The sequence below is a fragment of the Terribium retamae genome (assembly GCF_022347545.1).
In the GTDB taxonomy this organism is placed as follows: domain Bacteria; phylum Pseudomonadota; class Alphaproteobacteria; order Rhizobiales; family Rhizobiaceae; genus Mesorhizobium; species Mesorhizobium retamae.
Map to the genome: position 1 here is coordinate 75,042 of NZ_JAKREW010000003.1, position 26,588 is coordinate 101,629.

Genomic DNA, 26,588 nt, shown 5'->3' on the forward strand with positions numbered 1-26,588 from the left:
AACATCGGTGGACACTAAGCCCGTTAACCTTGAAATTTCCTTACTGCAAGCGGCTTGCGCCGCCTTCCCGACAAAGTGTCAGAGCCGACAGCGACGGCAATTTTGTGGCAAAAAATGGGTTCTCCGCCACATTTTAGAGGCGGTCGACGCCGGAAATGGCCCTGGGAGAAACCATTCGATCGCCCGGTGCAATCGTTAGGAGGGGTATTAGAGGGAACGGCCCATGGCGAGGTATTTCTCGCGGCGCTGCTCGCGGAAATCGACGTTCGAGCCGGCAAAGTCCTGCATCGTCTTGGCGACCAGGTCACCGGTGGCGGCAATAACCTTTTCCGGCTCGCGATGGGCGCCGCCGAGCGGTTCGGGAATGATGGCGTCGATGATCTTGAGTTCGAGCAGGTCCTGCGCGGTGATCTTCATGTTGGTTGCTGCGTCTTTGGAGCGGGTGGTGTCGCGCCAAAGGATCGAAGCCGCACCCTCCGGCGAAATCACCGAATAGATGGCGTGTTCGAGCATGTACACACGGTTTGCGGTGGCAATCGCAATCGCGCCACCCGAGCCGCCTTCGCCGATGACGATCGAGATCGACGGCACTTTCAGGGCTAGACCTGCCGAAGTGGAGCGGGCGATCGCTTCCGCTTGGCCACGCTCTTCGGCGTCGACGCCCGGGAAAGCACCCGCCGTGTCGACTAGAGTGATAAGCGGCACCTTGAAGCGATCGGCCAGTTCCATCACGCGGACCGCCTTGCGATAGCCCTCAGGCCGGACCGAGCCGAAATTGTGTTTCAGGCGGCTGGCGGTGTCGGAGCCCTTTTCCTGGCCAATGACGGCGACCGATTCCCCGCGGAAGCGGGCGAAACCGCAGACAATAGCCTGATCGTCGCCGAAACTGCGATCGCCGGCCAGCGGCGTGAAGTCGGTGAACAGGCCGCTGATATAGTCGAGGCAGTGCGGCCGGTCGGGATGGCGCGCCACCTGCACCTTCTGCCATGGCGTCAACGCCTTGTAGGCCTCGCGCAGCGCATCGCGTGCCCGCTTTTCCAGCCGCGCGATCTCGTCGGCGACATCGACGGCCTCGCCGCTTTCGGCGAGCTTCTTCAGTTCGAGGATCTTGCCCTCGAGATCCTGAACCGGTTTTTCGAAGTCGAGATAATTGTACATTCGTGAGGGGACCGCTGCGCCGGAAAACAAAGGGACAGGAAGCCGTGACGGCAGTGCCGAGCTATGAAACGTCGCCCTCACATAGCGATAGAGGGGCTAGTCGGCAAGCGGATGGTGATCGTTGACCAGCCGGACAAGCCTTTCCTCCAGCACATGGGTGTAGATTTGCGTGGTGGAGATGTCGGCATGGCCGAGCAGCTGCTGCACGGCGCGCAGGTCCGCACCGTTTTGCAAAAGATGGCTGGCAAAGGCGTGCCGCAGCACGTGTGGCGATATTTTCGATGCAGTGATGCCGGCGCGGGCAGCCAGACCTTTCAGTTCGCGTGCGAAAACCTGCCGAGGCAGATGGCCGCTATCGGATGAAGCGGGAAAGAGGAACGTGCTCTCGGCATAGGCAGGCACCTTCGCGCGTGCGGCGAGCCAAGCCGACATCGCGGCGCGCGCCTTGGCGGAGAGCGGTACCATGCGTTCCTTATTGCCTTTGCCACGCACCATGAAGAAGCGGTCGTCGCGTTGCGCCACGGTCACCGGCAGGCCGACAAGCTCCGAAACGCGCAATCCCGTGGCGTAGAGCACTTCCACCAGCGCATGCAGCCTGAGCGCCGCCAGGCGGTCGCTTCCCTGTGACGGGTCGAGCGCCTCAGCCGCAGCGCGGTCGAGCAGCCGACCGGCTTCGGCTTCTCCCATCGTCTTTGGTAACGAGCGCCCTTTCTTCGGGCTGTCCAGAGTGCCGGTCGGATCGTCCTGGCGCAGTCCTTCGGCATAGAGGAACTTGAAGAACTGCCGTAGCGCCGAAAGCTTGCGTGCCTGCGAGGTCGGTGCAAAACCCTGGGCGGCGATCCTGTCGAGATAGGCGCGGATGTCCTGCGGGCCGGCATTGGCCAGCCCGCCCTCGATCGCGGAAGCCGCGTCCTCCAGGTCGCGACGATAGCTGCTCAACGTGTTTTCGGCGGCGCCGCGCTCCGCACTCATCATTTCGAGGAACGCTTCGATGCGGGCGGCGCTGCTCATGGCGCGGGCTCTTCGCTAGTTTTTCTTTGGATTGAGTTTTTCGGCCGGAATACGCACGGAAAGCTCGGCCTGCTTGGGCGAAACAAACATCACCAATGCAAACATCGCGCCATAGGTGAGGCCGGCCAGGATCGCCAGGGTCACGACGAGGCGGAGCAGGGTCGGCATGACTTCGGATGGCGCCTTGATTCTGTGGTGTTGCCTGAGACGTCCCGTTATGGGACGGCGATTCCGCCATTTCAAGGGCAGGCAGCGCCTGTCACGGCCTGGGCCGCTTGACGCAAAGGGGCTTTTCATGTCGATACGCCGGCAATGAACCCGCAAAGCGCCATTCCGCAGGATGAAGCCCGTGTCGCGCTGGTAACGCAGCTCGCAGGGCGCTCGATCGTTTTTGTCGGGCTGATGGGCGCCGGCAAAACAGCCATCGGCCGCAAGACTGCAGGAGCTCTGGGCCTCGGCTTCATCGACAGCGATCAGGAAATCGAGGATGTGTCGCGCATGACCATCCCGGACCTGTTCGAGCGTTACGGCGAAACGGAATTCCGTGCGCTGGAGCAACGGGTCATCCTGCGCCTTCTGGAACAAGGGCCGCAGGTGCTTTCCACTGGCGGCGGCGCCTTCATGAACGCGCAGACGCGCGAGGCGATCGCAGCGCATGGTATTTCGGTGTGGCTGAAGGCCGATCTCGACCTCTTGATGGAAAGGGTTTCCAAGAAGCAGAACCGTCCGCTGCTGAAGACAGCCAATCCACGGGCCACGCTGCGGAAGCTGATGGACGACCGTTATCCCACCTATGCGCTGGCCGATATCACCGTGCCAACGCGCGACGAGCGCAAGGAAGTGATCGCCGACGAGGTGATAGCCGCCCTTTGCGGGCATTTCGGTATCCGGACAGCGATTGCTGCCGGCGAGGGGCAGCCATGAGCAAGACCGTCACCGTTGAGGTCGGATTGGGCGACCGCGCCTATGACATCCTGATCGGGTCAGGTCTCATCGCTCGCGCCGGCGAGACCATCTCGGCCCGGCTGCCGGGGACTCGGGTGGCAATCGTCACCGACGAGAATGTCGCAGCGAGCCATCTCGAAGCTCTGAAGAGCGGACTGGAAAGCGGAGGTGTCGCCGTGGCTGCGACCATTGCGCTGCCGGCCGGCGAAAAGACCAAGGGTTTTGCCTTTCTGCAGGAGGTGGTCGACGCCGTCCTTGGGGCCAGGCTGGAGCGTCGCGACGCGGTCGTGGCGCTTGGTGGCGGCGTGATCGGCGACCTGGCTGGCTTTGCTGCAGGCATCGTGCGGCGTGGCATGGATTTCGTGCAGATCCCGACTTCGTTGCTTGCGCAGGTCGATTCCTCTGTCGGTGGCAAGACCGGCATCAACAGTGCGCGCGGCAAGAACCTGATCGGCGTCTTCCATCAGCCGAAACTGGTGCTGGCTGACAGCGGTGTGCTCGACACGCTGCCGATCCGCGAGTTCCGTGCCGGCTATGCAGAGCTTGCCAAATACGGGCTGATCGATCGGCCGGACTTCTTCGCCTGGCTGGAGAAGAATTGGCGGGAGGTCTTTGAGGGGGGCGATGCGCGCATCGAAGCGATCGCCGAAGCCTGTCGGGCCAAGGCGGATGTGGTGGCGCGCGACGAATTCGAGACGGGTGACAGGGCCTTGCTCAATCTCGGCCATACGTTCGGGCACGCGCTTGAAGCTGCAACTGCCTACGACGGGGCAAGACTGGTGCATGGCGAAGGTGTCGCAATCGGCATGGTGCTGGCACACCGCTTCTCCGCACGGCTGAACCTGGCCAGCCCGGATGATGCCGTGCGCGTCGAGGCGCACCTGAAAGCGGTCGGCTTGCCGACCCGCATCGCTGACATTCCCGGTGAGATGCCGGGCGCGGACAAGCTCCTCGACTACATCACCCAGGACAAGAAAGTCTCGCGCGGCGCGTTGACCTTCATCCTGACGCGCGGCATCGGCCAGTCCTTCATCGCCAAGGATGTTCCGTCTTCGGAGGTGCTGGCGTTCCTGCGGGACAGCCTCGGATGATCGAGATGGCGGGATGGGTTACTGCCGCCGCACTGCTTGTCGCGGTGCTTGCGGCCATCCTGTTTCGCAAACCGCTGCTTGCCACATTCGGATTGCAACTGATCAGCCTGAAGCGGCGCCGCATGACCCAGCAGGAGGCGCGCGCAGTGATTTCCCGGTTGCGCAGCGAAGCGAAAGCCATGAAGGAAGATCGCAACCGCGTCGAGGCGCTTCTGGCGCTGCGTGAGCTGGAAGTCTCCGACGTCATGGTTCATCGCACCAACATGCGCTCCGTCAACGCCGATAACGCGCCTGAAGCGATCGTGCGTGAGGTGCTGCAGAGCCCGCACACGAGATTGCCGCTGTGGAAAGGATCGCTCGACAACATCGTGGGCATCCTGCACGCCAAGGATCTTCTGCGTGCCCTCAACGAAGTCGACAATGATTTTTCCCAGATCGACATCCTGAAGATCGCGGCGAAGCCGTGGTTCGTGCCGGACACGACCAGCCTGGAGGATCAGCTCAATGCCTTCCTGCGCCGCCGTGCGCATATCGCCATCGTGGTCGACGAATATGGTGAGGTCGAGGGGCTGCTGACGCTGGAAGACATCATCGAGGAGATCGTCGGCGAGATAGCCGACGAGCATGACATCGATGTCCAGGGCGTAAAGCAGGAGGCGGATGGCTCTGTGGTGGTGGAAGGCACCGTATCGATCCGTGACCTCAATCGCGCCTTGGGCTGGGTGCTGCCCGACGATGAGGCTACAACCATCGCCGGCCTGGTCATTCACGAGACGCAGTCCATCCCGGAAGAGAAGCAGGCCTTCACCTTCCACGGCAAGCGTTTCCTGGTGATGAAGCGCGACAAGAACCGCATCGCGCGCATCAGGATCAAGCCCGCGCCGGTGGAGATCCAGCAGCAAGAGGCTCAGAAGCCGCAGTAAGCTTCGGCCAGAGCAAACACGCAGCGAAGAATGATGCGAAACTGCCCAAGCTTCGTGCGACAATCCAGCCTGCAACATCGGTAGGCCTGATTTCCGCTGCCGTGAAACACGCGAGAGTTCTCAGGCGCGGAATAAGCCGCCCCAGTCGCTCGCGGAAGACAAGTTTCAATCTTTGGCGCTACCAGCGCGTCTTTTCGCCCGGTGCGGCAGGCTCGATGGCAAGCGCATGCAGGCCGGCTTTCAGTTCGTCTGCCAACAGTGCGTTGACGGCGCGATGGCGTTCGATGCGGGTCATGCCGGCAAAGGCAGGCGAAACGATGCGAATGCGGAAATGTGTCTCGCCGGTACCGTCGAAGGTGGCGTGATGGCCGCTTTCGACATGGTGATGGCCGGCGTGGAGGTGACTTTCGTTGACGACGGCCAGCCTTTCCGGCGCAAAAGCGTCGGTAAGCTTCTTTTCCATTGCGATTTGCATGGACATTGTCGTCCTCCTTCACCACATAGGCTCTACCGCCAACATTTCCGTCGCCGGCCGGCTGCTGTCCGCCCCTTTTAAGCCGCGATTCAGCGGTTAGGGCGATCATCGTCGAAATGTCAATTCTTGTATCGCCGGGCGAACAGCCCATAAATGGGGTCAGATGAAGCCCTATCCAAAATATTTCGAGAAAATCCGCATTCGTCCCGAGAAGGACGCGGAAGCGAAGGCGCATGCGCCGATTTGCCAGTGGGACGGCTGCAAGGAGCCGGGTACGCATCGTGCGCCGGTGGGACGCATGGCTGAGGGGCAGTATTTCAAGTTCTGCTTCGACCACGTGCGTGAATACAACAAGGGCTTCAACTACTTTTCGGGCGTTCCCGATTCCGAGATCGCGCGGTTCCAGAGGGAAGCGCTGACAGGACATCGCCCGACCTGGACGATGGGCACGAATGGCGGCGTACACACCGCGCCTGATTTTGCGCAGAAACGCTCGGGCCGCGCTGGCTACTACAACCGCATGCGCGACCCGTTCAACCTGTTCAATGAGCCACGGGACCGCGGCGCACCACGCGAACGCAAGGCAAGGCCGCTTGAGGCCAAGGCGCTGGAAACGCTTGGTCTTGACGCAAAGGCGACTGGCCAAGAGATCAAGGCGCGTTATAAGGAACTCGTGAAACGCCACCATCCGGATGCGAATGGCGGTGACAGAGGTTCGGAAGACCGGTTCCGCGATGTGCTGCAAGCGTATCGCGTGCTCAAGCAGGCAGGCCTGTGTTGAGCTCAAGCTGAGCTGAGGTCGTGCCTTTTTCCAACTATCATCGGGTTGGAAAAGGTTTTATGACCGCCCCGAACAATTTGGGTTGCCGGCGAAGCGCAACGCTTCGCCCGTGGAGACGTTGAGACGCATGAACAAGGTCGATCGCGATATCGCCAACCTGCCCGATACGACGGTGTCGGTGAAGGAGAAATTCGGCTTCGAATCCAAGATGGTCGTGCCGGCCTATTCGGTGGCCACCGAACATGTGCCTGACATCGATCCGGACTATCTGTTTGATCAGCACACCACGATGGCGATCCTAGCCGGCTTCGCTTACAACCGCCGCGTCATGGTGTCGGGCTATCACGGCACCGGCAAGTCGACGCATATCGAGCAGGTCGCCGCGCGCCTCAACTGGCCCTGCGTGCGCGTCAATCTCGACAGCCATGTCAGCCGTATCGACCTCGTCGGCAAGGATGCCATCGTCGTCAAGGAAGGCATGCAGGTCACGGAATTCCGCGACGGCATCCTGCCTTGGGCGTATCAGCACAATGTGGCACTCTGCTTCGACGAATACGATGCCGGTCGCCCGGACGTGATGTTCGTCATCCAGCGTGTGCTGGAATCGTCAGGCCGCCTGACGTTGCTCGACCAGAGCCGCGTCATTCGTCCGCATCCGGCCTTCCGCTTGTTTGCCACCGCCAACACCGTCGGTCTCGGCGACACCACCGGCCTTTATCACGGCACGCAGCAGATCAACCAGGCGCAGATGGACCGCTGGTCGATCGTGACCACGCTGAACTATCTGCCGCATGACAATGAAGTCGCCATCGTGCTGGCCAAGGCCAAGCACTACAAGAACGACAAGGGCAAAGACATCGTCAACAAGATGGTGCGCGTCGCCGACATGACGCGCTCTGCCTTCATCAATGGCGATCTGTCGACGGTCATGAGCCCGCGTACCGTCATCACCTGGGCTGAGAATGCCGAGATCTTCGGCAATGTCGGTATGGCGTTCCGGCTGACCTTCCTGAACAAGTGCGACGAACTGGAGCGTTCGGTGGTGGCCGAATTCTATCAGCGCGCTTTCGGTGAGGATCTGCCGGAAAGCTCCGCCAACGTGGTGCTTGGCTAAACAGGACATTCCATGGCCGGCCCCGGCGACAATACACGCAACAAGCCGAAGAACGGCTCGGACACGGACGCCTTCAAACGCGCCGTGACGGTGTGCATGCGTGCCATTTCCGGCGACAAGGAGATGGAAGTCGGCTTCGCCAAGGAGCGCCCGGCGTTGGCCGGCAGCCGTGCCCGCCTGCCGGAATTGCCGAAGAAGGCTTCGGCCGTCGACATTGCCGTGACGCGCGGCCTTGGTGATTCCATGGCGCTGAAACGCGCCTGCCATGATAGCCGCATCCACACCAAGCTGGCCCCGGAAGGCAAGCAGGCGCGTGCCATCTTCGACGCGGTCGAGCAGGCTCGTGTCGAGGCGATCGGCTCGCGCATGATGGCCGGCGTCGCCGACAACATCGGCACGATGCTGGAAGACAAATACGCCAAGGCCAATCTCGCCGACGTGCGCGACCGTGCGGACGCGCCGCTGGAGGAGGCTTTGGCCCTGATGGTGCGCGAAAAGCTGACCGGCCGTGCGGTGCCGAAGAGCGGCGAACGTCTGGTCGACCTCTGGCGCCCTTGGGTCGAGGACAAGGCAGGCGCCAATCTCGACGGATTGGCTGGCAAGCTGGAAGATCAGCAAGCCTTTGCCCGCGTCGTGCGCGACATGCTCGTTTCCATGGAAATGGCCGAGGAACTCGGCGACGACCAGGAAACCGAGGATACCGAGGACGACAACGAGAACCAGCCGCAGGGCGAGGAACAGAGCGAGGAGGGCGGCGAGGACGATTCCGGCTCCGACCAGTCGCAGGCCGAGGACGCAGATGCCTCGGACGACGATGAGGAATCCGCTGAGGCCGAAGCCACGGACGCCACCTCTCAGGACCTGTCCGACGAAGAAGAGGCTGACGCCGAGACTCCAGGCGAGGCCAAGCGCAACGACAATCCCTTCGCCACGATCTCGAAGGACGTCGATTACAAGGTCTTCACCACCGCCTTCGACGAGACGGTCGGAGCCGAGGAATTGTGCGACGAGGAGGAACTCGATCGTCTGCGCGCGTTCCTCGACAAGCAACTCGCCAACCTGCAGGGCGTGGTGGGGCGACTGGCCAACCGGCTGCAGCGTCGCCTGATGGCACAGCAGAACCGTTCCTGGGATTTCGACCTGGAAGAAGGCTATCTGGATCCGGCGCGCCTGGTGCGCGTCGTCATTGATCCGATGCAGCCGCTATCCTTCAAGCAAGAGCGCGATACCAAGTTCCGCGATACTGTGGTGTCGCTGGTGCTCGACAATTCAGGCTCGATGCGCGGTCGGCCGATTACGGTTGCGGCGACCTGTGCCGACATCCTGGCGCGTACGCTGGAGCGTTGCGGCGTCTCGGTGGAGATCCTTGGCTTCACGACCCGCGCCTGGAAGGGCGGGCAGGCGCGTGAGAAGTGGCTGAAAGAGGGCAAGCCGCCCGCACCCGGCCGTCTCAACGATCTGCGTCACATCGTCTACAAGTCGGCCGATGCGCCCTGGCGGCGCGCGCGTCGCAACCTCGGCCTGATGATGCGCGAGGGGCTGCTCAAGGAGAACATCGACGGCGAGGCGCTGTTGTGGGCACACAACCGCCTGATCGGCCGGCCGGAACAACGCAAGATCCTGATGATGATCTCGGACGGCGCGCCGGTCGACGACTCCACGCTTTCGGTCAATCCAGGCAACTATCTGGAGCGGCATCTGCGCGCGGTCATCGAATTGATCGAGGATCGTTCGCCGGTGGAACTGCTTGCCATCGGCATTGGCCATGACGTGACACGCTATTATCGCCGTGCCGTTACCATCGTCGATGCAGAGGAACTGGCCGGTGCCATGACCGAGCAGCTTGCCTCGCTGTTCGGCGAGGAAACTGCGCGCGATATGCGGCGCGGCGGCTTCAGGCGCGCTTCGTGATCCGTCCCCGGCGGGTGTCGATGTCAGGATGCCTACGACTCTTTTCTTGTCTTGTTACAGGCTTCCTCGTCACGTCCTCGGCTTTCGCCGCAGGCCGCCAGCCAGTCGAGCCGGTAGAAATCAGCGTCCGGCAAATCACGCAATTCCATATCGGCCGGGACGAAAGGAAGTTCGGGCCGCTGGAATTTGTCGGCGGACTGGAGATGACGGGTTCGTCGCGCGATTTCGGTGCGCTATCGGCTTTCCGGTTCCTCACTCCGGGCAGTGATTTCATCGGTGTGACCGACACTGGCTTCTGGTATTTCGGTTCGATTGCGCGAATGGCACAAGGCCAGCCTTTCGCGATCTTCAACTTCACCATGCAGCAGATGATGGATGAGGCCGGCCAGCCGATCGACAAGAAATGGGAGGTCGACGCCGAAGGCCTGAACGTCCGGGATGGCGTCGCCACCGTCGGCTTCGAGCGCAACCATCGTGTCGCGCAGTTCAAGATCGATCCGAAGGGCATGAAAGCGCCGTTCAGGTTGCTCGATTTCGTGGTGCCCGAGAACGAACTGCGCAGGAACCGCGGCTTCGAGACGGTGACGCGGGCGCCGGTCGACGGGCCACTGAAGGGCTCACTTGTGGTGGTGTCCGAAAAGAGCCTCGACAAGGATGGCAACATCTATGCGGCCATCCTCGAAGGGCCGGGCAGAGGCATCTTCAAAGTTCGCCGCAATGGCGAGTTCGATATCACCGATGGCGCATTCCTTCCCGGCGGCGACCTGCTTCTCCTGGAGCGGTCCTTCTCAATGGCTGGCGGCGTCAAGATGCGGCTGCGCCGCATCGCCGGCTCCGAGATCGCCAAGGGCAAGGTCGCCGACGGCTCGGTGCTTCTGGAGGCCGACATGGCCTACCAGATCGACAATATGGAAGGCATGGATGTCTGGCGTCGCGACGATGGCAGGCTGATCGTGTCGCTGGTTTCCGACGACAATCACTCGATCCTGCAGCGCAACCTTTATTTGGAGTTCATCCTGCACGAGGATTGAGAGGGTCATAGCTGCAATGTTAGGCTCCTGTCCGCACACTTTGAGGCTGTCCGATGCCTTCAAATCCCACAGACCTGATTGATCGCTATTGCGCTATCTGGAACGAACCCGATGATGCGCGCCGTGCTACGCTTCTCCACGCGGTCTGGGCCAAGGACGCGAGTTATACCGATCCCCGTGCGGATACGGTCGGGGCAGAAGAGTTGCTCGCTCACATCGTCAGGGTGAGAGCTGGCCGCCCAGGCGCTCGGATCGTCCGCACCACCGCAGTCGATGTTCATCATGGTATCGCGCGTTTCGGCTGGCGTGTGGTCGAAGCGGACGGCACGGAGATGCCGGAAGGACTCGACATTGCGATTTTAAGCCCGGATGGCAGCCGTATCGAGAGCATTATCGGCTTCTTCGGACCGCTGCAGCCTTTGAGCTAACCTGGCGAACTCCGCCCTTCAGGTATTCCCGAGTTCAAGGCGCATGACGGTCTCATCGCCCAGGATCTGGCCGGTCTCTCGAAAACCTTCCCGATGGTAAAATCCGGCGGCTGTCCGATTTTCCTGCATGACGCCGAGATAGATGGCGTTGCAGCCGGGAATGGCGGACATTCTTTCGACCACCGCACGCAAGGCAGCACGGCCGTAACCGCGCTTCTGAAACCGCTGGTCGATCATCAAACGGTAGATCCACCAGTTTCCATCGTCGGCGTCCAGGGTGTACATGGCGAAGCCGACCGGTTCGTCATCCACGAAAATGCCGAGCGGCACGCAGGCCGGGTTCTCGTCGGCTTCCTCCAGGGACTCGGCGTTGGTGGCGACGAAGTCGTCTTGGTCATCGGCAACGTGGAGAGCAATGACAGCTTTGCGCTCGGCTTCGCCGAGCGATCTCAAGGTGAGGCGCATTCAAATACCTGCTTTGGAAAGAAGGCTGCAGAATGATTGCGATTCGCATCGGAACTGTGGTTGGTGTTTGGCTCTTCCGGCCAAATCGGATGAGCCAGAGCGTCTTGCACAAGGGCGTCTAGCGCGGTTTGACGGCCAGCCAAATGGTGTGCTTGGCGCCGCGCTTGCCGTGGGCGCGCACTGTGACAGCCTCGGCAGCAAAGCCGCTCTGCTGCAGCCGGCGGGTGAAGCCGCGACCCGGTCCGGAAGACCAGACCGCCAGCACGCCCGCAGGCTTCAACGCATCGCGAGCGGCCTTGAGGCCGGCGAAGCTGTAGAGCGTGTCGTTGCTATCCTGGGTCAACCCTTCGGGCCCGTTGTCGACGTCGAGCAGGACGGCATCGAACTCTTGGCGGGCTGCATCGATCAAGCGGGCGACATCGCCTTGTTTGACGGTGACGCGCGGATCATCGAGACAACCGTTGAAGATTCCGGCCATCGGCCCGCGTGCCCAGTCGGTCACAGCCGGCACAAGTTCGGCAACGGTGACCTTTGCATCGTTGCCAAGTTCGGCGAGCGCCGCGCGCAGGGTGAAACCCATGCCGAGGCCGCCGATCAGCACATGAATGCGGTCACGCTTGCCGAGTTTCTCCAGCGAGAGGCGGGCGAGTGCTTCTTCCGAGCCGCTGAGACGGCTGTTCATCAGCTCGTTGGAACCGAGCATGATCGAGAATTCGCTGCCGCGCCGTTTCAGTCGCAGCTCCTGCTTGCCGTCAGGCGTCCTGGCAGTGTCGAGCTGCTCCCAGGGAATCAAGGCTGAACCGTCGCCGGCTGGCTCCAGCGCGCAGCGATCAACCGGTAAGGGATCAGTGCGACGACGGCGATGAGCAGCTTCACCGACAGGTCGCCCAGCGCCCAGGACAGCCAGCGCATGGTTTCCATCGGAAACACACCGAGCAAGGGAGCATTCTCCAATGCGAAAGCATCGTCAGGACCGATGAAGGCGAAGGCCGCGGAAAAAGCGATCGAGAAGAAGATCAGCGTGTCGAACACCGAGCCGACCAGTGTGCCGAAGATCGGTGCACGCCACCAGGTTTGGCGGCGCAGCCAGTTGAACACGGTGACATCCAGGAGCTGGGCGGTGAGGAAAGCCGCACCGGAGGCGCAGGCGATGCGCACCAGGCGAGCGGCAGCCGTGTCGAATTCGATCAGACCGGCGCGGAACAGCAGCGGCGGCGCGACGATGGAGCAGATGACGGCTGCCATGAAGCCGACGAAGACGATTCGGCGCGCCACAGCGGGTCCGTAGCGGCGGTTGGCAAGATCGGTGACAAGGAAGGCGAAGGGATAGGTGAACGCGCCCCAGGTCAGGATATCGGCCAGCGACAGTGCGCCGACCTGTCCCTGCATGGGGAACTGAACAAGGATATTCGAAGCCACGACGACAAGCGCCATGGCGACCACGAAGGGCAAATACTGCGAAAAGAAACGCATTTTTTTATCCTGGGTAATGGAACCAGTGGAGCACCTGGCCGGGACGGGCGGCGCATCCTTCATTCGAGCATCGGATGGTTCAAGCCAGGCTAGCCGATCCGACGCTCAGGCGGTCGTCCCCCGCCTGAAAGCAATCAGGCAGCGGCCTGTCCGGCGTTCTTCTTGGCGATCTGCTTCTTCAGCAGACGAGCGCGCTGCGACAGCTCCTTCTCGTCGGCCTTGGCCAGGAAGGCGTCGAGGCCGCCGCGATGCTCGACCGAACGCAGCGCGTTGGCCGAAATACGCAGGCGCACGTTCTGGTTCAGCGCTTCCGAGATCAGCGTGACATTGACCAGGTTCGGCAGGAAGCGACGCCGGGTCTTGTTGTTGGCGTGGCTCACATTGTTGCCGGTCTGGACGGCTTTGCCGGTGAGTTCGCAAGCGCGGGACATTTTTGCTACCTTCAGTTCATACCGAGCCAAACCTTCGAGCCGCGCCGTATGGCGCGCAATGCTGTCGGCGGCCTCATGGAAAAAGTTGGCGTTCCATAGTGGCATTTCGCCGAGGCGTCAAGCGTTGTTCGGCTTAGGAACAGGTAAGCCGCACTTCCTTGAAGCCGGAACCGGCGATGGTGCTGCACAGATCGAACCACTCGCAGCCGTGACAGGCTTGACGCGTTGATCCGGCGTGGAAGGCTACGCGCATGCGTTCGATCACCGACGCATCAAGGGAAAAGCGCGCGCCCTCGCGGATCGGGCGGTCCGCCAGGATTGCAACCGCATCGGCGGCAAGCCGATCGCGTTCGGTCACGGTATTCCAGAAACAATGAGGGTCGGTATCGCCAAGCAGTGGTTGGCAGATGTCGTCGGGACCGGCGACGAGGAGTATATCCTCGCCGCGGTTCAGCCGTTGCACCACCTCGTCATAGCCCTTCGTGAAGGCTTCGCTGTAACCCTTGCCAACATAGGTCAGCATGCACAGCAGGTGATGGGCGCGGATACGGACGGTCACGTCGGCTCCGCAAGAAGGGTATCAGAGCGAGATCTTGCCGCGGCGCACCGCTTCAAGGGTCGCAGTGGCCAGCACGGCTTTCAGGATGCCGCCGAGCACGAACGGCGCGAAACCGAACGTATAGGCTTTCTCTGCGCCGATCATGCCGGCCAGCACCAGTGTGCCGAAAACCAGGATGAAGGCATTGCCGGCCAGCATGGCGACAACGCTGCGTACCAGACGGCCCTCGGCGGTCCAGCCGCGCTCGGCCAGCCAGCCGACGAAGGCCGCTGCGATCGGGAAGGCTGCAAGATAACCGGCGGTCGGGCCGGCGAAATAGGCAAGGCCGCCGGCGCCGCCAGCCAGGACCGGGAAGCCGATGGCGGCTTCACCCAGCCAGGCCAGAACGGTGACGAGACCCAGACGCCAGCCGAAAAGCGCGCCGACCAGCGTGACGGCAAAGGTCTGCATGGTCATCGGCACGGGGAACATCGGCACTTCGATCCAGGACGAGGCGGCGAGGAACAGCGTGCCCAGAAAGACCGCGACCGCCTGGACGGTCAGCGAACGGCCAGCTAGGCGCAAGGGAACAAAAGTGGTGGAAGCTGCAGCGGGAGCGTTCATCGGGCCTCTCCGGGTCAAATTTTGGTTCGCCGGCTCTGCGGCGTTTTTGCAGGATGCATATTTCACAGGCTGATGGTGCAACGCAACAGCATTTGCGGCGTTGTGACCGAGGCCTGCATAATGCAGATGCCGGTCGGCTTCCCATAGATTTGCCGGATTTGGCGGTTTGAGAGACCGACAGGGACATCCAGAGCTGATGCTTGCCATCAGCAGACTGTGAAAGGAACGACGTTTCGATGCCGCGCCCCATGCTTGTCCTTGCTGCGCTGCTTGCCGGCACCGTCATGCCTACGCACGCCGCCTCCGCGGCAGAGGCCTTTCACGGCGAGTACACAGTCTCCTTTCTCGGAATCACCGTTGCCAGGTCGAGCTTCGACAGCCGCTATGAGGGCGACAAATACACGATCGACGGCCGCGCTTCGGCAGCCGGCTTGGCACGGATCTTCGATGATACGACCGGTACGCTGACGGCGAGCGGTCGCTTTTCGCGGGCCGGCATCCAGCCGCAGACCTTTCGCGCGGACTATACGTCGGGCAAGAAGGTCTCGATGGTGGATATCCGCTTTTCCGGAGGCACGGTATCTTCGTCCAAGGTCTTGCCGCCGCCAAAGCCACGCGGCGACGATTGGCTGCCCCTCGACGCAGGGGATTTGAAAGGGGTGGCTGATCCGATCGGTGCGACGGTCATACGCGCCGGCAGCCTGGATGAGGTCTGCGGTCGCACCGTGAAGATGTATGACGGCGAGATGCGCGCCAATCTGGTGCTGGCGCCGGGTAGCAAAAGCAAGATCGCGGTCAAGGGTTATCAGGGCCCAACCGTGAGCTGCCGCATGACCTTCCAACCGGTGTCCGGCTATGCCCAACGCCGCAAGGCGTTGAAGTTCCTGCGCGACCGTTCGAAGATCATGGTGACGTTTGCGCCGCTTGGCCAAACCGGGATATATGCGCCGATCTACGCAACTGTCGGCACGGAGATCGGTACGATCACCATCAAGGCGCGACGGTTCGAGGCGAAAAGCTAGGCGCGTGAAGACGCGCCACCGGAGGGGACATGGCGCGCGCGACACTGATTGGCTTCTCGGCCGTGGCGATGTGGGCGCTGCTGGCGCTGCTCACGGACGCCTCCGGAACGATGCCGCCGTTCCAGCTTTCGGCGATCACTTTCGCTATCGGCACCTGTGTAGGCCTTATCGCGAGGCTCTTCATGCCAGCCGCCGAGCGCGAGCCGGTCCCGTCGATCGTGTGGGTGATCGGCATTGCCGGCCTGTTCGGTTATCATTTCTTCTACTTCACGGCACTGCGTAACGCGCCCGCAGTCGAGGCGAGCCTGATCGCTTATCTTTGGCCGCTGCTGATCGTGCTGGGCTCGGCGCTGATGCCGGGAGAAAAGCTGGCCTGGAACCATATTGCGGGGGCGCTGCTCGGTCTTGCCGGCACCTTCCTGATCGTCACCAAAGGGGGTGAGTTGGCCTTCGATCCACGCTACGGTTTCGGCTATGCCATGGCTGCGGTCTGCGCGGTATTGTGGTCATCCTATTCGCTGCTGTCGCGGCGCTTTCCATCGGTTCCGACCACCATCGTGACCTGGTTCTGCCTGGCGACCGCGGTGTTGTCCCTGGTCTGCCACCTGCTGCTCGAGCAGACCGTGTGGCCGGAAAATGCCGGCCAATGGCTGGCCGTGCTCGGCCTCGGCCTGATGCCGGTGGGGGCTGCCTTCTACGCCTGGGACATCGGTGTGAAGCGCGGCAACATCCAGGTGCTGGGCGCCGCGAGCTATGCCGCTCCGCTTCTGTCGACGCTGGTGCTGATCGCCGCCGGCTTCGCCGAACCCAGCCTTCGCATCCTTGCAGCCTGCGTGCTTATCACCGGCGGTGCCGTGCTGGCGGCGAAGTCACTGCTTTTCGGCAGGCGCCAAGCGATCGAGAACGGAGCAGGCGCATGATGCCGTTTCCCGGCGGCATCGAAGCCACGCCGAACGGCACGCTGGTTTTTTCTTTCGTCGCGGCGGTGCTCTATGCCTTCGCCATCGACAGGCCACCGTCATTGAAACGCTCGGCGGCCAAGACGCTGGCTGTCGCGCTGCTCGCAATGCTCGCCTGGCTGCAAGGCGGGCCGGTGCTGCTTGTCGCGGCCCTGGGGCTCAGTGCGCTCGGCGATGCCTTCTTGTCGCAGGACGGCGACAAGGCGTTCCTCGGTGGGCTCGGCAGTTTCCTTACCGCGCACGTCGCCTATGGTGTGTTGTTCGCCGCTGCGGGTGGTGGGCTGGCGTCATTGACCGAAACGCCCTGGCATATCGTGGCAGCCGTGATCATGGCCGTTTTCGCACTCGCCACGTTGCGTTTGTTGTGGCATCGGATCGGGTCTGAGCTGAAAGCGCCGGTGGCTGTCTATGTCGCTGCCATCTTCGCCATGGGCGTAACCGCGCTGACCACCAATAGCGCGCTTGTGATCGCGGGTGCAGTGCTGTTCATGGCTTCGGACGCGCTGCTGGCGATCGAGAAATTCCTGGCCGAGGCGGTCGAACGGCATCGGCTCTGGATGCGATATGCGGTGTGGGCGCTGTACTATCTGGCGCAAGCGGCGATTACGCTGGGCTTCCTGCTCGTGGCCTAAGAGGGCTTCCAGTCGGGCTCGGCCATCTCGAACACTGCAAAATTGAAACCCGGCGCCACGGTGCAGCCAACCAACGTCCAATCGCCCAGGCTCTTTGCGGTCTGCCACCAGCCGGCCGGCACCACGATCTGCGGCCGTTCATCGGCAATAAGATCCACACCCAGAACATGCCGTGTCACGCCGTGGCCCTCCCGGTGCAACGACAGTTCCAATGGAGCGCCGGCATAGTGGTGCCAGACTTCGGAAGCATCCTTGACCCGATGCCAGGTTGAAACCTGGCCGCGTTCGAGCAGGAAGTAGATCGCCGTCGAATAGCCGCGGCCGCCTTGCGGTGCGTCTCGAAAGGTTTCGACATACCAGCCGCCTTCCGGGTGGGGCTGCATATCGAGGGCCGCGATGATTTCCGTCGGGGTCATGTCAGAACACGTCCTTGCGCTTGCGGATCTCGGCAAAGACCTCGGCATCGCCCGCTTTTTCCATGCCGAGATGACGACGGATCGCGGGGTCGTGCCAGCGCAGGAACGGGTTGGTCGACAATTCCTCGCCGATCGTCGTCGGCAAGGTCGGCTTGTCGTCCGCGCGCAGCTTCTCGATTTTTGCGGCGCGCTCCTTCAGTGCGGAATTGGTCGGGTCGACAGTCAGCGCGAAACGCGCGTTGGACAAAGTGTATTCGTGGCCACAATAGACTTTTGTGTCGGCCGGCAATGCGGCGAGCTTTTTCAGCGATTCAAACATCACACCGGCGGGTGCTTCGAACAGGCGGCCACAGCCTAGCGCGAACAGCGTGTCAGCAGTGAAGACGACTCCGGATTGCGGGAAGTAGTAGGAAACGTGGCCGGCCGTATGGCCTGGCGTGAAGATCACCTCGACCATTTCTTCACCCAGCTTGAAGCTGTCACCGCCCTTTACGGTACGATCGATGCCGGGAATCTTGGCTTTTTCCGCTTCCGGACCAATGATTTCGAGACCGAAGCGCTGCTTCAGCGGGAGGTTGGCCTCAACATGGTCGGCATGGTGATGGGTGGTCAGGATGGTCTTTGGCGTCCAGCCGGTGCGTTTGGTCGCAGCTAGGATGGATGCTTCTTCCGGAGCGTCGACAAGCGCCACCGAACCGCTTTTCGGCTCGCGCAGAAGCACGCCGAAATTGTCCTGGCGGCACATGAACTGTTCGATTTCGATCGCCATCGCCGGTCTCCTTGTCGTCCGCAGAGATAGGGTGATCAACTGTTCCTGTCACCCTTTAAAGATGCCGGCTCGACCCTACCTGTCCGAAGATAAGGCCAACAGCGCCGCAGTTTGTTGACACCAGCCTCCCCACAGATACGGTCCAGCCATGCATTCGGATATTGTCGATCTGCGCTCCTTCTACGCCTCGCCGCTCGGACAATTGGCCGAGCGCTCGATCACCATGGCGTTGTCGTCGGTCTGGGCCTCGGTGCCCAATGAGAGACTGGTCGGACTTGGCTATGCATTGCCATGGCTGGAGCGCTTCGGCGCTGACGCGGAACGGACGCTTGCCTTCATGCCGGCAACTCAGGGGGCAGTGATGTGGCCGCCAGCAGGCCCGTCGGCGACGGCGCTGGTATTCGACGAGGAGTTGCCACTGGTCGATTCGTCCATTGATCGGATGCTGCTCATCCATTCGCTGGAGCATACGGAAAATCCGCGCGAGACACTGAACGAGATCTGGCGTGTCTTGGCGCCGGCCGGCCACGTCGTTATCGTCGTGCCGAACCGGCGAGGCATGTGGGCACGTTTTGAACACACGCCGTTCGGTACCGGTCGGCCCTATTCGCGTGGCCAGATCGCCGAATTGTTGCGGGAAGCGAACTTCACACCGGCTGCCTGGTCGGATGCGCTCTATTTCCCGCCCTCCCAGCGTCGTTTCATGATGCGCTTCCAGTCATTGTTCGAAAGCGCCGGGCGGCGGATGTGGCCGATCTTTTCCGGTGTCATCGCAGTCTCGGCGCAGAAACGACTCTACCAGGGCGTGCCGGTGGCGCAGCGCGCGTCGCGTCGTGTCTTCGTGCCGGTGTTTTCACCGCAGGGCGCCACGCGGCTCGGTCGGCAGATGAACGAACCCAACCGGTTGGGTGTTCCGGGGGCACAACGGCGATGAGCGATACTACCGGCACCGTTCAGGCCGAAATGAGCAGCCTTCGGGATCAACTGGCGACGGTGCGACAGGGGTTGACGTTCTCTCCGGGGCGTCGTGCCCTGCTGGGCTTCGGCGGCGGCATCCTCGCGGTCATCCTGGCCACGGCCTATGGCCAGATCCTGCTCAACCGCTGGAACCAACCCTTCTACGATTCGCTGCAGCGGAGGGATCTGGCTGCCTTTCTCGATCAGTTGGTCGTATTCGCGATGATCGCCGGCGGCCTGCTCGTACTCAACATTGGTCAGCAATGGCTCAATCAGCGTTTCCGGCTGAAGCTGCGCGAGGCGCTGACAACCGACCTGATCGAGGAGTGGCTGAAGCCGAATAGAGCCTTCCGCCTCCTCAACGCAGGCGCCATCGGTGTCAATCCCGATCAGCGCATGCAGCAGGATGCCGGGCACCTGTCCGATCTTTCGACCGACCTCGGCGTCGGCCTGGTGCAATCCTTCATCCTGCTGGTGTCGTTCGTCGGTGTCTTGTGGGCGCTCTCCTCGGGTTTCGTCTTCAACATCGGTGGCCACACCATAGCCATTCCCGGCTACATGGTCTGGGCGGCGTTCCTCTACGCCGGCATCGCTTCCTGGCTGAGCTGGCTGGTCGGACGGCCGCTGATCGGGCTCAACAGCGACCGCTATGCGCGCGAAGCGGACCTGCGCTTTTCCATGGTGCGCGTGAATGAGAACATCGACGCCATCACGCTCTCGCGTGGCGAGGCGAGCGAGAAGCGGCGGCTTGCAGCCGATCTCGCCGCACTGGTCGCCTCGATCATGCGGATCTTCCGTGCCCAGATCAATCTCGGCTGGGTCACCGACACCTATGGCTGGATCACCGTGGTCGCGCCGATCCTGGTCGCGGCGCCGGTTTATTTTGCCGGTGACATCACCTTCGGCGGGCTGATGATGGCTGTCGGCGCCTTTAACCAGGTCCACTCCTCGCTGCGCTGGTTCGTCAACAATATCGGTGCGATCGCCGACTGGCGCGCCACGCTGATGCGTGTCGCCGACTTTCGCATGGCGCTGAAGGAGGCTGACCAATTGCACGGTAGCGAACAGCATATAGAGCTGTTCGAAACCAAGGACGGCACGATGGTGTTCGAGGACTTGATCGTCGGTGCGACATCCGGCTGTTCGAAACTGGCGGAAAAGTCGGTGACGATCAAACCCGGCGAGCATGTAGTGATCACAGGTGATCCGAGCGCAGGCAAGACGCTGTTCTTCCGCGCAGTGGCGGGGCTATGGCCGTGGGGGGCAGGCCGCATCGGCATGCCGGCAGGCGCCAATCTCGCCTTTATTCCACGCACCCCGTATTTCGCGCCGGGAACACTGCGCGAGGTGCTGATCGACGGTATGACGGGGATCGACGATGCCAGCGTCACGGGCGTGTTGGCCGAAATCGGTCTTGACCACCTTGCATCTTCCCTGGGTCGTCACGCTCGCTGGGACAGGGAGCTCAACGAGGAGGAACAGCGGCTGGTGGCCTTTGCGCGGCTCGCGCTGCAGAAGCCGGACTGGGTGATCATCGACGAAGCGATGGATACATTCAGCGGCACGATTGCCAAACGAGTGTTCGCCATGCTGGGCAAGCATCTGCCCAAGGCAGGGCTCCTCAACATCGGCCGTGGCCAGCACAACTACAACTTCTTTCCGCGGGCGCTCGAGATCATCAAATGCGCTGACCTGCCGGCGCTGAAACCGCCGCGGATACGGGCCGGCGCGCTGGAGCCGCCACCCGCCGTTCGGCAGCGCAAACGCAATGGAAACGGCGCCAAACAGCATGATGCCGATCTCGAGGCCGAAAAGGTGCTGTGAGCGCGCCAGAAAGCGGGCCGCAATCGACCGGCAGGCCTGCTGCGCCGGTGTTCAGCCGCGCAGGACAGTGATCAACTTGGCGTAGTTGCCGTTGCGCTGGGCGCCAAAAATATCCCGATGGCTCAGACGGCCATCGGCCATAGCGCCGACGATGCGATTGCAAAAGGCGGCAGGCAGTCTGGCGACCGAAACGCCGAGGAAAGCTGCCATATTGGCTTTGTCGGCGGCGCTTTCCCGCTTCATGTCTGCGATGCAGTCGGCGGTGATCTGCCTGCGCGTGGTCCCGCTTTCCTTCAGCACTACCTGAGCAGATTTGTATTCGCCTTCGGTGACAGTGCTGCAGCCTGCCACCGCCAGCAAGGCCAATGCCATGGCAATCCCGGAAATGGTCCTGATCATGATTTCCCCCGCGACGAGCCGTGACCGAGGTAGCTGAAAGTGGGCGCCGACACAACAGCCCGGCGCGCCACAGTGCGGGAAGTTAGAGCGGGTGGCTATGCGCTTGCGATATCGGCAGAGGGCGCGTCTTGCCCGAGCCGAAAATGATGTAGGACAGCGCGGCCAGCACCCATACGCCGAGGCCGCCATACAGCATCACCCAGCCGAAGCCTTCGACCAGCGCAGCATGCACGATGTCGGACGGTATGGGCAAAGCCGACTGGCCAGGAGCCTGAAGAGCCGTGGCGTTGCCAGCAGCGATCTTTTCGGCGGCCGCGCGCAGGTCGACCCCATCGAACGCGCTGGGCAGGGCCTTCTTCAGCCCATGCAGAATGCCTTCGACAAGGACAAAACCCATCACCGCGATGTTGATGGCAAGCGCGATCAGGCGGGCGCTGGTGTCGATGCCCGAAGCCATGCCGGCGCGGCTCGCTGGCACTGAACCGGTCGTCATGTTGGTGGCGGGCGTCGTGGTGAGGCCGAGGCCGATGCCGGCGATGAGAGCGCCGGGCAGCACGGTCAGGCCACTCGCTGCTTCGGAAGCGGAACCCAGCCACATCAGAATGAAGCCGAGGCCGATGGTGAACAGGCCGAGCGGAATGACGATACGTGCATTGAAACGCGCCAACAGGTACTGAGCGATGGGCGGCATCACTAGGAAAGGCACCGTATAGGCAAGCACCGCCAGACCCGTCCTGGTGCTGTCGTAGCCCAACCCGACCGAAAAATAGATCGGCAGATAGATCATGAACGGCCAGTAGCTGAAGTTCATGCCGACGCAGCCGACGATCGCGCCGGAAAAGTCGCGGATCTTGAAGACGGAGAAGTCGAACATCGGGTGGGCGTGATAGCGTTCAACCAGCACGAAAGCGATGAAGCCGATGATCGTCGCTGCAGCGATGCCGAGAGCCGCGGGGCTCAGGAAGCCGCCGAAATCGGGAGCCTGGGTGATGTAATAGGCAAGGCCGAAGACGGCGGCGCTCAGTGTGACGATGCCCAGCGCGTCTAGCTTCTTGGCCTGCGGATCGCGGGATTCGGTGACGCCAGCAAAGGTGAGGATCAGACATAGAACCGCCAGCGGCGCGTGAATGAGAAATACCCATTGCCAAGTAGACAGGGCGACGATGCCGCCACCGATGACCGGACCGAAACCCAGGCCAATGCCGGCAATAACACCCCAGATGGCGAAAGCCCTGCCGCGTTCCCTGCCGTCCTGGAACTGGTGCGAAAGGATAGCAATGGAGCAGATGAACATGGCGCCGCCGGCCATGCCTTGCAGGAAGCGCGCTGCAATGAGCAGTGAAGTGTCGGGAGCAAGGCCGCACATCAGCGAGGTCAGACCGAAAGCCGCGACCGTAATGGCAAAGACCAGTCTTCTGCCGAAGCGGTCGGCGAAAGTGCCGGTCGCCATCAATACGGTGGTGCAAGCGATGGTGTAGGCGTTCATGATCCACTGCATGGCTTTGAAATCAGCCTGCAGCACGCGTTCCAGCGTCGGCAGGATCACTGGCACACTTGAAATCTCCAGGCCGAACATCAGCGCGGACAAACATACGGCAGCCAGGACGAGGCCGTTTCTACTGGCGGTGTGCATCAAAACCTCCGGCGTCGGCGGAGGCGATGTCCACGCCCGCGCCGTCAATTGCGTTGCGAAATCCGAGTTTCAGATAGTTGCAGCTTGAACATAAGAAAATGCGATGTAAACCTATTTCAGAGATAACAAATTGGTATGCTGACAATGTTGTCACTAGACGTCGAAGCCGTGCAGGCTTTTGTCATGGTTGCCGATCTTCAGAGCTTCACCCGCGCCGCCGACGCGTTGGGCACAACGCAGGCAGCCATCAGCGTGAAGCTCAAGCGCCTTGAGGAAAAGGTCGGCCGCAGGCTGATCGAACGCACGCCGCGGCACGTGCGGCTTTCAGCGGAAGGGGCGGTGTTTATCCAGCCCGCGCGCGACTTTCTCGCTGCACATGACCGTGCCGTTGCCGGGCTTTTCTCCTGCGCCCGCCGCTTTGCGCTGGGCATCGCAGCCCATGTCGCCGGCCCGGAGGTCACGACACTGCTGGCGCGTCTCAACGAACATGATCCGGCGCTGACCATCGAGGTGCAGGTCGACAATTCCCGCAATCTGCTCGATGCGTTCGACCGTGGAGAACTCGACGCGGCGATCGTGCGGCGCGAGGACGATCGGCGCGACGGGGAGGTGTTAGGGCCAGAGCATTTCGGCTGGTTCGCAGCGCCCAATTTTCGTTGCCGCCCGGACGAGCCGATACGGCTTGCCGCCTTGTCGCCTGCATGCGGCGTTCGCGACATCGGCACGCATGCGCTCGATGACGCCGGCATCGCGTGGACCGAGGTGTTCCTGGGTGGCGGCTCTTCGGTCGTGATGGCGGCCGTCTCGGCAGGATTGGCCATGGCCGTATTCTCGGAGCGGCTTGCGCCGGTCGGTACGGTTGAAGTGAGCCGCAAGTTCAACCTGCCGCCACTGCCATCCTCGGAAATTGTGCTGCATTCGACGCTGACCGACCAGCGTTCGCGCGACGCGCTGCGCACCATCGCCTGCGCCTTCCGCGAACATCGCGCCGCGGCAGCGTAGACGCGCCCTGTCGGGCACGGTCCACGACCTGCCGCTAGAGCATTTTGTAGCCAAGTGGAATCACTTGGCGTCACAAAAATGCGACGAAAACAAAAACTTAAAGCGTTTCCGCGTTTCCGTGAAAAACGGAAACGTTCTAGCGATCCTTGCCGATGTTTTCCAGATCGTATGCCGTGGTTTGGTAGACCCGATTGATCCAGTTGCCGAACAGCAGGTGGGCGTGCGAGCGCCAGCGGTTGAGCGGCGGGCGGCTGGGATCGTCATCCGGATAATATTCATGGGGCACCGCGATCGAAACGCCGGCATTGATGTCGCGGTCGTACTCTTCCTTGAGCGATGTCGAGTCGTATTCGATGTGGTTGAACATATAGAGCCGGTTGCAGGCTTGTTCCGCCAGCAGGCTCAGGCCGGTCTCATCCGAGTCCATCAGGACTTCCAGGCCGGAACCCGCAGGGATGTCGGCGGTACGGACCTCAGTCCAGCGCGATACGGGAATCGCAAAGTCATCCGAGAAGCCGGCCAGATAGGGAGAGGCGGGCGCGTTGTTGCGGTGCCGGAATACGCCGAACGCCTTATCGGACAGCGTGTGCTTCGGGACTCGGTGAAAATGCCAGGCCGCCGCCATGGCGCCCCAACAGATGAAGAAGGAGGAATGCACGTTCGTCGTCGTCCAATCGAGGATGCGCTTGAGTTCGTCCCAGTAGGTCACGTCCTCGAACGGCAGCAGCTCGATCGGCGCACCGGTGATGATGAAGCCGTCGAACTTGCGATCCTTCACCTCGTCCCAGGTCTGGTAGAAGGTGATGAGATGATCTTCAGAGGTGTTCTTGGCCTTATGATTGCCGATTCGCACGAGGGTCAGTTCGACCTGCAGCGGCGTGGCACCGATCAACCGCGCGAACTGCGTCTCCGTCCTGATCTTGTTGGGCATCAAGTTGAGCAGACCGATTTGAAGCGGGCGGATATCCTGGCGCAGGGCGGTCTGCTCGTCCATGATGGACACGCCCTCTTTGACCAGAACTTCACGGGCGGGGAGCTGATCGGGGATTTTGATCGGCACTTTGCGAACTCCAAAAAACAAAACCGGCATTGCTGTCGCAAAGCCGGTTTACGGATCGCAAACGGCCCTTTAGCGACTTATTTAACGTGGCTGCAAGCCGACCGGCCAAATCACCACGGATCAAGCCCTGCTAATACGCCGACCAAGTGATGACGTCAATCGATGGCCCAACGCGTTGCTCAAACGCGTAGTTCAAACTGGGCCAGCCCGGGCACGGTTCCGGTTTTCCTCGACATTCGGCGGTGTGGGCGGTATTTCCGCCCTGGAGCATCTTTTGTGGCCAGGTGGAATCACCTGCGTCACAAAAATGCGGCCAAAACAAAAACTTAGAGCGTTTCTGCGTTTCCGCGAAAAACGGAAACGCTCTGGCCTCCGGCCGGAGGCGTCAATCACGGACCTTTCGACATGACCAAGGCAACCGACCCGCTTCGTCCGCAACCCCGTGCCGGTATCATGGATATCGAGGCTTATGTACCGGGCAAGGGCGCGGCGCACGGTGTCGCCAAGGTTCATAAACTCTCAGCCAACGAAAATCCGCTCGGTCCGTCGCCCAAGGCGGTCGAAGCAGCGCAGGAAGCCGCCGCCGGGCTGGAGCGCTATCCGGACGGACAGGCAACCAGACTGCGTCAGGCGATCGCCGACACGCATGGGCTGAATATCGCCAACATCCAGTGCTTCAACGGTTCGGACGAGGTGCTCGGTCTGCTCGCCCGGATTTATCTCGGGCCTGGCGACGAGGCGATCTATACCGAACACGGTTTTTTGGCCTATCCGATTTTCATCCTGGCGGCGGGAGCAACGCCCGTGGTGGCCAAGGAAGCGGGTGAGCGCGTCGACGTCGACGCTATCCTGGCTTCCGTTACCCCGCGCACGAAGATGGTATTCCTGGCCAATCCGAACAATCCAACCGGAACCTACATTGCCTTCGAGGAGGTGCGACGCCTGCATGCCGGCCTGCCGAAAAACGTGCTTCTGGTGCTGGATGCAGCCTATGCCGAATTCGTGCGCCGCAACGACTACGAGGCGGGCATCGAACTGGTTGCCAGCAATGAGAACGTCGTCATGACGCGCACGTTCTCAAAAGTGCACGGTCTCGGTGGCGCGCGCATCGGCTGGTCTTACGCGCCCGCGCATATCGTGGACGTGCTCGAGCGTGTGCGTGATCCCTTCAATGTCAGCAGCACGGCGATTGCCGCGGGCGAGGCGGCGATGCGCGACCGTGCCCATGTCGAGCGCTCGGTGCAGCATATCGAGACCTGGGTACCGTGGTTGACCGAGGAACTGACCAAGCTCGGCTTGCGAGTAACGCCGAGCGTCGGCAATTTCATCCTGATCCATTTCCCAGACGATCGGGAACATTCCGCACCTGAGGCGGACGGATATTTGAGTGAGCGAGGTTATATCCTGCGGCGCGTTGCCGGCTACGGTTTTCCCAACGCGCTGCGGATGACGGTCGGAACCGAAGAAGCCAACCGCGGCGTGGTCGCCGCACTCACCGAATTCCTGAAAAGCTGAA

30 protein-coding genes and 1 riboswitch are annotated in these 26,588 nt (G+C 61.8%); of the genes, 15 read left to right on the top strand and 15 right to left on the bottom strand.

The genetic code is table 11. The features are described 5' to 3' along the window. Positions 1-207: 207 nt before the first annotated feature. The 3 genes from L4923_RS05285 to L4923_RS05295 form a co-directional block, all read right to left on the bottom strand. Positions 208-1,158 carry an acetyl-CoA carboxylase carboxyltransferase subunit alpha gene (locus tag L4923_RS05285; RefSeq protein ID WP_239362596.1) on the bottom strand — a complete coding sequence of 317 codons (951 nt, stop codon included), beginning with the start codon at positions 1,156-1,158 and terminating at the stop codon, positions 208-210. 96 nt (positions 1,159-1,254) lie between these two features. Further along, complete coding sequence (locus tag L4923_RS05290) at positions 1,255-2,169, bottom strand: site-specific tyrosine recombinase XerD (protein ID WP_239362597.1); 915 nt, start codon at positions 2,167-2,169, stop codon at positions 1,255-1,257. 15 nt (positions 2,170-2,184) lie between these two features. Next, positions 2,185-2,337, bottom strand: coding sequence for a histidine kinase (locus L4923_RS05295; RefSeq protein WP_101935673.1), 153 nt, complete (start codon positions 2,335-2,337; stop codon positions 2,185-2,187). Between the two features lie 144 nt (positions 2,338-2,481). Between L4923_RS05295 and L4923_RS05300 the strand changes: the two genes are divergently transcribed. The 3 genes from L4923_RS05300 to L4923_RS05310 are packed head-to-tail and all read left to right on the top strand — an operon-like array spanning position 2,482 to position 5,128. Beyond that, positions 2,482-3,093, top strand: a complete 612-nt coding sequence (locus L4923_RS05300; RefSeq protein WP_239362598.1) for a shikimate kinase — start codon at positions 2,482-2,484, stop codon at positions 3,091-3,093. Further along, a complete protein-coding gene (aroB, locus tag L4923_RS05305) occupies positions 3,090-4,205 on the top strand; it encodes a 3-dehydroquinate synthase (RefSeq protein WP_239362599.1) in 1,116 nt (371 codons plus the stop codon). Before L4923_RS05300 ends, aroB begins: the two co-directional genes overlap by 4 nt. Further along, a complete protein-coding gene (locus L4923_RS05310) occupies positions 4,205-5,128 on the top strand; it encodes a transporter associated domain-containing protein (protein ID WP_425530906.1) in 924 nt (307 codons plus the stop codon). The genes aroB and L4923_RS05310 overlap by 1 nt, the downstream gene beginning before the upstream one ends. A gap of 178 nt (positions 5,129-5,306) precedes the next feature. On the opposite strand, the gene L4923_RS05315 is transcribed toward L4923_RS05310, so the two are convergent. Then, the gene (locus L4923_RS05315) at positions 5,307-5,609 is read right to left on the bottom strand and encodes a BolA family protein (RefSeq protein WP_239362601.1); all 303 of its coding nucleotides are present in this window, start codon (positions 5,607-5,609) and stop codon (positions 5,307-5,309) included. 157 nt (positions 5,610-5,766) lie between these two features. Between L4923_RS05315 and L4923_RS05320 the strand changes: the two genes are divergently transcribed. The 5 genes from L4923_RS05320 (at position 5,767) to L4923_RS05340 (ending at position 10,868) form a co-directional block, all read left to right on the top strand. Next, on the top strand, positions 5,767-6,384 hold the full coding sequence (locus L4923_RS05320; protein ID WP_239362603.1) for a J domain-containing protein: 618 nt from the start codon (positions 5,767-5,769) through the stop codon (positions 6,382-6,384). A 127-nt stretch (positions 6,385-6,511) separates the two neighbouring features. Next, positions 6,512-7,498: a cobaltochelatase subunit CobS gene (gene cobS, locus L4923_RS05325; RefSeq protein ID WP_239362605.1), complete on the top strand. Its 987-nt coding sequence runs from the start codon at positions 6,512-6,514 to the stop codon at positions 7,496-7,498. Positions 7,499-7,510: 12 nt separating this feature from the next. Then, positions 7,511-9,409, top strand: a complete 1,899-nt coding sequence (gene cobT, locus L4923_RS05330) for a cobaltochelatase subunit CobT (RefSeq protein ID WP_239362606.1) — start codon at positions 7,511-7,513, stop codon at positions 9,407-9,409. A gap of 20 nt (positions 9,410-9,429) precedes the next feature. Beyond that, positions 9,430-10,440, top strand: coding sequence for an esterase-like activity of phytase family protein (locus tag L4923_RS05335; protein ID WP_239362607.1), 1,011 nt, complete (start codon positions 9,430-9,432; stop codon positions 10,438-10,440). A 53-nt stretch (positions 10,441-10,493) separates the two neighbouring features. After that, on the top strand, positions 10,494-10,868 hold the full coding sequence (locus L4923_RS05340) for a nuclear transport factor 2 family protein (RefSeq protein ID WP_239362608.1): 375 nt from the start codon (positions 10,494-10,496) through the stop codon (positions 10,866-10,868). An 18-nt stretch (positions 10,869-10,886) separates the two neighbouring features. Here the strand turns inward: L4923_RS05340 and L4923_RS05345 are convergent, their stop codons facing one another. The 6 genes from L4923_RS05345 to L4923_RS05370 form a co-directional block, all read right to left on the bottom strand. Next, a complete protein-coding gene (locus L4923_RS05345; protein WP_239362609.1) occupies positions 10,887-11,333 on the bottom strand; it encodes a GNAT family N-acetyltransferase in 447 nt (148 codons plus the stop codon). 118 nt (positions 11,334-11,451) lie between these two features. Beyond that, complete coding sequence (locus L4923_RS05350) at positions 11,452-12,126, bottom strand: spermidine synthase (protein ID WP_239362610.1); 675 nt, start codon at positions 12,124-12,126, stop codon at positions 11,452-11,454. Next, the gene (locus L4923_RS05355; RefSeq protein WP_239362611.1) at positions 12,123-12,806 is read right to left on the bottom strand and encodes a queuosine precursor transporter; all 684 of its coding nucleotides are present in this window, start codon (positions 12,804-12,806) and stop codon (positions 12,123-12,125) included. Before L4923_RS05355 ends, L4923_RS05350 begins: the two co-directional genes overlap by 4 nt. Positions 12,807-12,940: 134 nt before the next feature. Continuing rightward, the gene (rpmB, locus tag L4923_RS05360) at positions 12,941-13,237 is read right to left on the bottom strand and encodes a 50S ribosomal protein L28 (RefSeq protein WP_129412814.1); all 297 of its coding nucleotides are present in this window, start codon (positions 13,235-13,237) and stop codon (positions 12,941-12,943) included. A 133-nt stretch (positions 13,238-13,370) separates the two neighbouring features. Then, positions 13,371-13,796: a DUF1284 domain-containing protein gene (locus tag L4923_RS05365; protein WP_239362612.1), complete on the bottom strand. Its 426-nt coding sequence runs from the start codon at positions 13,794-13,796 to the stop codon at positions 13,371-13,373. A gap of 21 nt (positions 13,797-13,817) precedes the next feature. Then, positions 13,818-14,399, bottom strand: a complete 582-nt coding sequence (locus tag L4923_RS05370; RefSeq protein ID WP_239362613.1) for a biotin transporter BioY — start codon at positions 14,397-14,399, stop codon at positions 13,818-13,820. A gap of 236 nt (positions 14,400-14,635) precedes the next feature. On the opposite strand from L4923_RS05370, the gene L4923_RS05375 reads away from it, so the two are divergent. Genes L4923_RS05375 through L4923_RS05385 form a run of 3 tightly spaced genes read left to right on the top strand, consistent with a single transcriptional unit; the run spans position 14,636 to position 17,012 of the window. After that, complete coding sequence (locus L4923_RS05375; RefSeq protein WP_239362614.1) at positions 14,636-15,421, top strand: DUF3108 domain-containing protein; 786 nt, start codon at positions 14,636-14,638, stop codon at positions 15,419-15,421. Between the two features lie 29 nt (positions 15,422-15,450). Next, positions 15,451-16,341, top strand: coding sequence for an aromatic amino acid exporter YddG (gene yddG, locus L4923_RS05380; protein ID WP_239362615.1), 891 nt, complete (start codon positions 15,451-15,453; stop codon positions 16,339-16,341). Beyond that, positions 16,338-17,012, top strand: coding sequence for a lysoplasmalogenase (locus tag L4923_RS05385; protein ID WP_239362616.1), 675 nt, complete (start codon positions 16,338-16,340; stop codon positions 17,010-17,012). The genes yddG and L4923_RS05385 overlap by 4 nt, the downstream gene beginning before the upstream one ends. Here L4923_RS05385 and L4923_RS05390 read toward each other — a convergent pair. Beyond that, positions 17,009-17,428, bottom strand: coding sequence for a cupin domain-containing protein (locus L4923_RS05390; protein WP_239362617.1), 420 nt, complete (start codon positions 17,426-17,428; stop codon positions 17,009-17,011). The genes L4923_RS05385 and L4923_RS05390 overlap by 4 nt on opposite strands. A gap of 1 nt (position 17,429) precedes the next feature. Next, the gene (gloB, locus tag L4923_RS05395) at positions 17,430-18,197 is read right to left on the bottom strand and encodes a hydroxyacylglutathione hydrolase (protein ID WP_239362618.1); all 768 of its coding nucleotides are present in this window, start codon (positions 18,195-18,197) and stop codon (positions 17,430-17,432) included. Positions 18,198-18,345: 148 nt separating this feature from the next. Here gloB and L4923_RS05400 point away from each other — a divergent pair, with 148 nt between their 5' ends. After that, complete coding sequence (locus L4923_RS05400) at positions 18,346-19,131, top strand: class I SAM-dependent methyltransferase (RefSeq protein WP_239362619.1); 786 nt, start codon at positions 18,346-18,348, stop codon at positions 19,129-19,131. Further along, a complete protein-coding gene (locus L4923_RS05405) occupies positions 19,128-20,978 on the top strand; it encodes an ABC transporter ATP-binding protein/permease (protein WP_239362620.1) in 1,851 nt (616 codons plus the stop codon). The genes L4923_RS05400 and L4923_RS05405 overlap by 4 nt, the downstream gene beginning before the upstream one ends. 51 nt (positions 20,979-21,029) lie before the next feature. Here the strand turns inward: L4923_RS05405 and L4923_RS05410 are convergent, their stop codons facing one another. Both L4923_RS05410 and L4923_RS05415 read right to left on the bottom strand, forming a co-directional pair. Then, positions 21,030-21,377, bottom strand: coding sequence for a hypothetical protein (locus tag L4923_RS05410; RefSeq protein WP_239362621.1), 348 nt, complete (start codon positions 21,375-21,377; stop codon positions 21,030-21,032). 82 nt (positions 21,378-21,459) lie between these two features. Beyond that, positions 21,460-23,010 (bottom strand): MFS transporter, encoded by a 1,551-nt coding sequence (locus L4923_RS05415; protein ID WP_239362623.1) that lies wholly within the window; start codon positions 23,008-23,010, stop codon positions 21,460-21,462. A gap of 144 nt (positions 23,011-23,154) precedes the next feature. Between L4923_RS05415 and L4923_RS05420 the strand changes: the two genes are divergently transcribed. Next, the gene (locus tag L4923_RS05420) at positions 23,155-24,012 is read left to right on the top strand and encodes a LysR family transcriptional regulator (protein WP_239362625.1); all 858 of its coding nucleotides are present in this window, start codon (positions 23,155-23,157) and stop codon (positions 24,010-24,012) included. 136 nt (positions 24,013-24,148) lie between these two features. Here L4923_RS05420 and metA read toward each other — a convergent pair whose 3' ends face one another. After that, positions 24,149-25,072 (bottom strand): homoserine O-acetyltransferase MetA, encoded by a 924-nt coding sequence (metA, locus tag L4923_RS05425; protein WP_239362627.1) that lies wholly within the window; start codon positions 25,070-25,072, stop codon positions 24,149-24,151. Between the two features lie 49 nt (positions 25,073-25,121). After that, positions 25,122-25,199, bottom strand: a riboswitch (SAM riboswitch). 278 nt (positions 25,200-25,477) lie between these two features. On the opposite strand from metA, the gene hisC reads away from it, so the two are divergent. Then, positions 25,478-26,587 (top strand): histidinol-phosphate transaminase, encoded by a 1,110-nt coding sequence (gene hisC, locus L4923_RS05430; RefSeq protein WP_239362628.1) that lies wholly within the window; start codon positions 25,478-25,480, stop codon positions 26,585-26,587. Position 26,588: the final 1 nt, after the last annotated feature.

What these genes read in the sequence shown, in the direction of transcription:
- gloB (WP_239362618.1), bottom strand. Translation starts at nt 18,197, where the DNA reads ATGGCGATCGAAATCGAACAGTTCATGTGCCGCCAGGACAATTTCGGC.
- rpmB (WP_129412814.1), bottom strand. Translation starts at nt 13,237, where the DNA reads ATGTCCCGCGCTTGCGAACTCACCGGCAAAGCCGTCCAGACCGGCAAC.
- L4923_RS05355 (WP_239362611.1), bottom strand. Translation starts at nt 12,806, where the DNA reads ATGCGTTTCTTTTCGCAGTATTTGCCCTTCGTGGTCGCCATGGCGCTT.
- L4923_RS05390 (WP_239362617.1), bottom strand. Translation starts at nt 17,428, where the DNA reads ATGACCCCGACGGAAATCATCGCGGCCCTCGATATGCAGCCCCACCCG.
- L4923_RS05335 (WP_239362607.1), top strand. Translation starts at nt 9,430, where the DNA reads ATGTCAGGATGCCTACGACTCTTTTCTTGTCTTGTTACAGGCTTCCTC.
- L4923_RS05295 (WP_101935673.1), bottom strand. Translation starts at nt 2,337, where the DNA reads ATGCCGACCCTGCTCCGCCTCGTCGTGACCCTGGCGATCCTGGCCGGC.
- hisC (WP_239362628.1), top strand. Translation starts at nt 25,478, where the DNA reads ATGACCAAGGCAACCGACCCGCTTCGTCCGCAACCCCGTGCCGGTATC.
- L4923_RS05285 (WP_239362596.1), bottom strand. Translation starts at nt 1,158, where the DNA reads ATGTACAATTATCTCGACTTCGAAAAACCGGTTCAGGATCTCGAGGGC.
- L4923_RS05400 (WP_239362619.1), top strand. Translation starts at nt 18,346, where the DNA reads ATGCATTCGGATATTGTCGATCTGCGCTCCTTCTACGCCTCGCCGCTC.
- L4923_RS05370 (WP_239362613.1), bottom strand. Translation starts at nt 14,399, where the DNA reads ATGAACGCTCCCGCTGCAGCTTCCACCACTTTTGTTCCCTTGCGCCTA.
- cobS (WP_239362605.1), top strand. Translation starts at nt 6,512, where the DNA reads ATGAACAAGGTCGATCGCGATATCGCCAACCTGCCCGATACGACGGTG.
- L4923_RS05300 (WP_239362598.1), top strand. Translation starts at nt 2,482, where the DNA reads ATGAACCCGCAAAGCGCCATTCCGCAGGATGAAGCCCGTGTCGCGCTG.
- L4923_RS05415 (WP_239362623.1), bottom strand. Translation starts at nt 23,010, where the DNA reads ATGCACACCGCCAGTAGAAACGGCCTCGTCCTGGCTGCCGTATGTTTG.
- L4923_RS05375 (WP_239362614.1), top strand. Translation starts at nt 14,636, where the DNA reads ATGCCGCGCCCCATGCTTGTCCTTGCTGCGCTGCTTGCCGGCACCGTC.
- L4923_RS05290 (WP_239362597.1), bottom strand. Translation starts at nt 2,169, where the DNA reads ATGAGCAGCGCCGCCCGCATCGAAGCGTTCCTCGAAATGATGAGTGCG.
- L4923_RS05420 (WP_239362625.1), top strand. Translation starts at nt 23,155, where the DNA reads ATGTTGTCACTAGACGTCGAAGCCGTGCAGGCTTTTGTCATGGTTGCC.
- L4923_RS05410 (WP_239362621.1), bottom strand. Translation starts at nt 21,377, where the DNA reads ATGATCAGGACCATTTCCGGGATTGCCATGGCATTGGCCTTGCTGGCG.
- L4923_RS05345 (WP_239362609.1), bottom strand. Translation starts at nt 11,333, where the DNA reads ATGCGCCTCACCTTGAGATCGCTCGGCGAAGCCGAGCGCAAAGCTGTC.
- cobT (WP_239362606.1), top strand. Translation starts at nt 7,511, where the DNA reads ATGGCCGGCCCCGGCGACAATACACGCAACAAGCCGAAGAACGGCTCG.
- L4923_RS05320 (WP_239362603.1), top strand. Translation starts at nt 5,767, where the DNA reads ATGAAGCCCTATCCAAAATATTTCGAGAAAATCCGCATTCGTCCCGAG.
- L4923_RS05315 (WP_239362601.1), bottom strand. Translation starts at nt 5,609, where the DNA reads ATGTCCATGCAAATCGCAATGGAAAAGAAGCTTACCGACGCTTTTGCG.
- L4923_RS05340 (WP_239362608.1), top strand. Translation starts at nt 10,494, where the DNA reads ATGCCTTCAAATCCCACAGACCTGATTGATCGCTATTGCGCTATCTGG.
- L4923_RS05385 (WP_239362616.1), top strand. Translation starts at nt 16,338, where the DNA reads ATGATGCCGTTTCCCGGCGGCATCGAAGCCACGCCGAACGGCACGCTG.
- yddG (WP_239362615.1), top strand. Translation starts at nt 15,451, where the DNA reads ATGGCGCGCGCGACACTGATTGGCTTCTCGGCCGTGGCGATGTGGGCG.
- L4923_RS05405 (WP_239362620.1), top strand. Translation starts at nt 19,128, where the DNA reads ATGAGCGATACTACCGGCACCGTTCAGGCCGAAATGAGCAGCCTTCGG.
- aroB (WP_239362599.1), top strand. Translation starts at nt 3,090, where the DNA reads ATGAGCAAGACCGTCACCGTTGAGGTCGGATTGGGCGACCGCGCCTAT.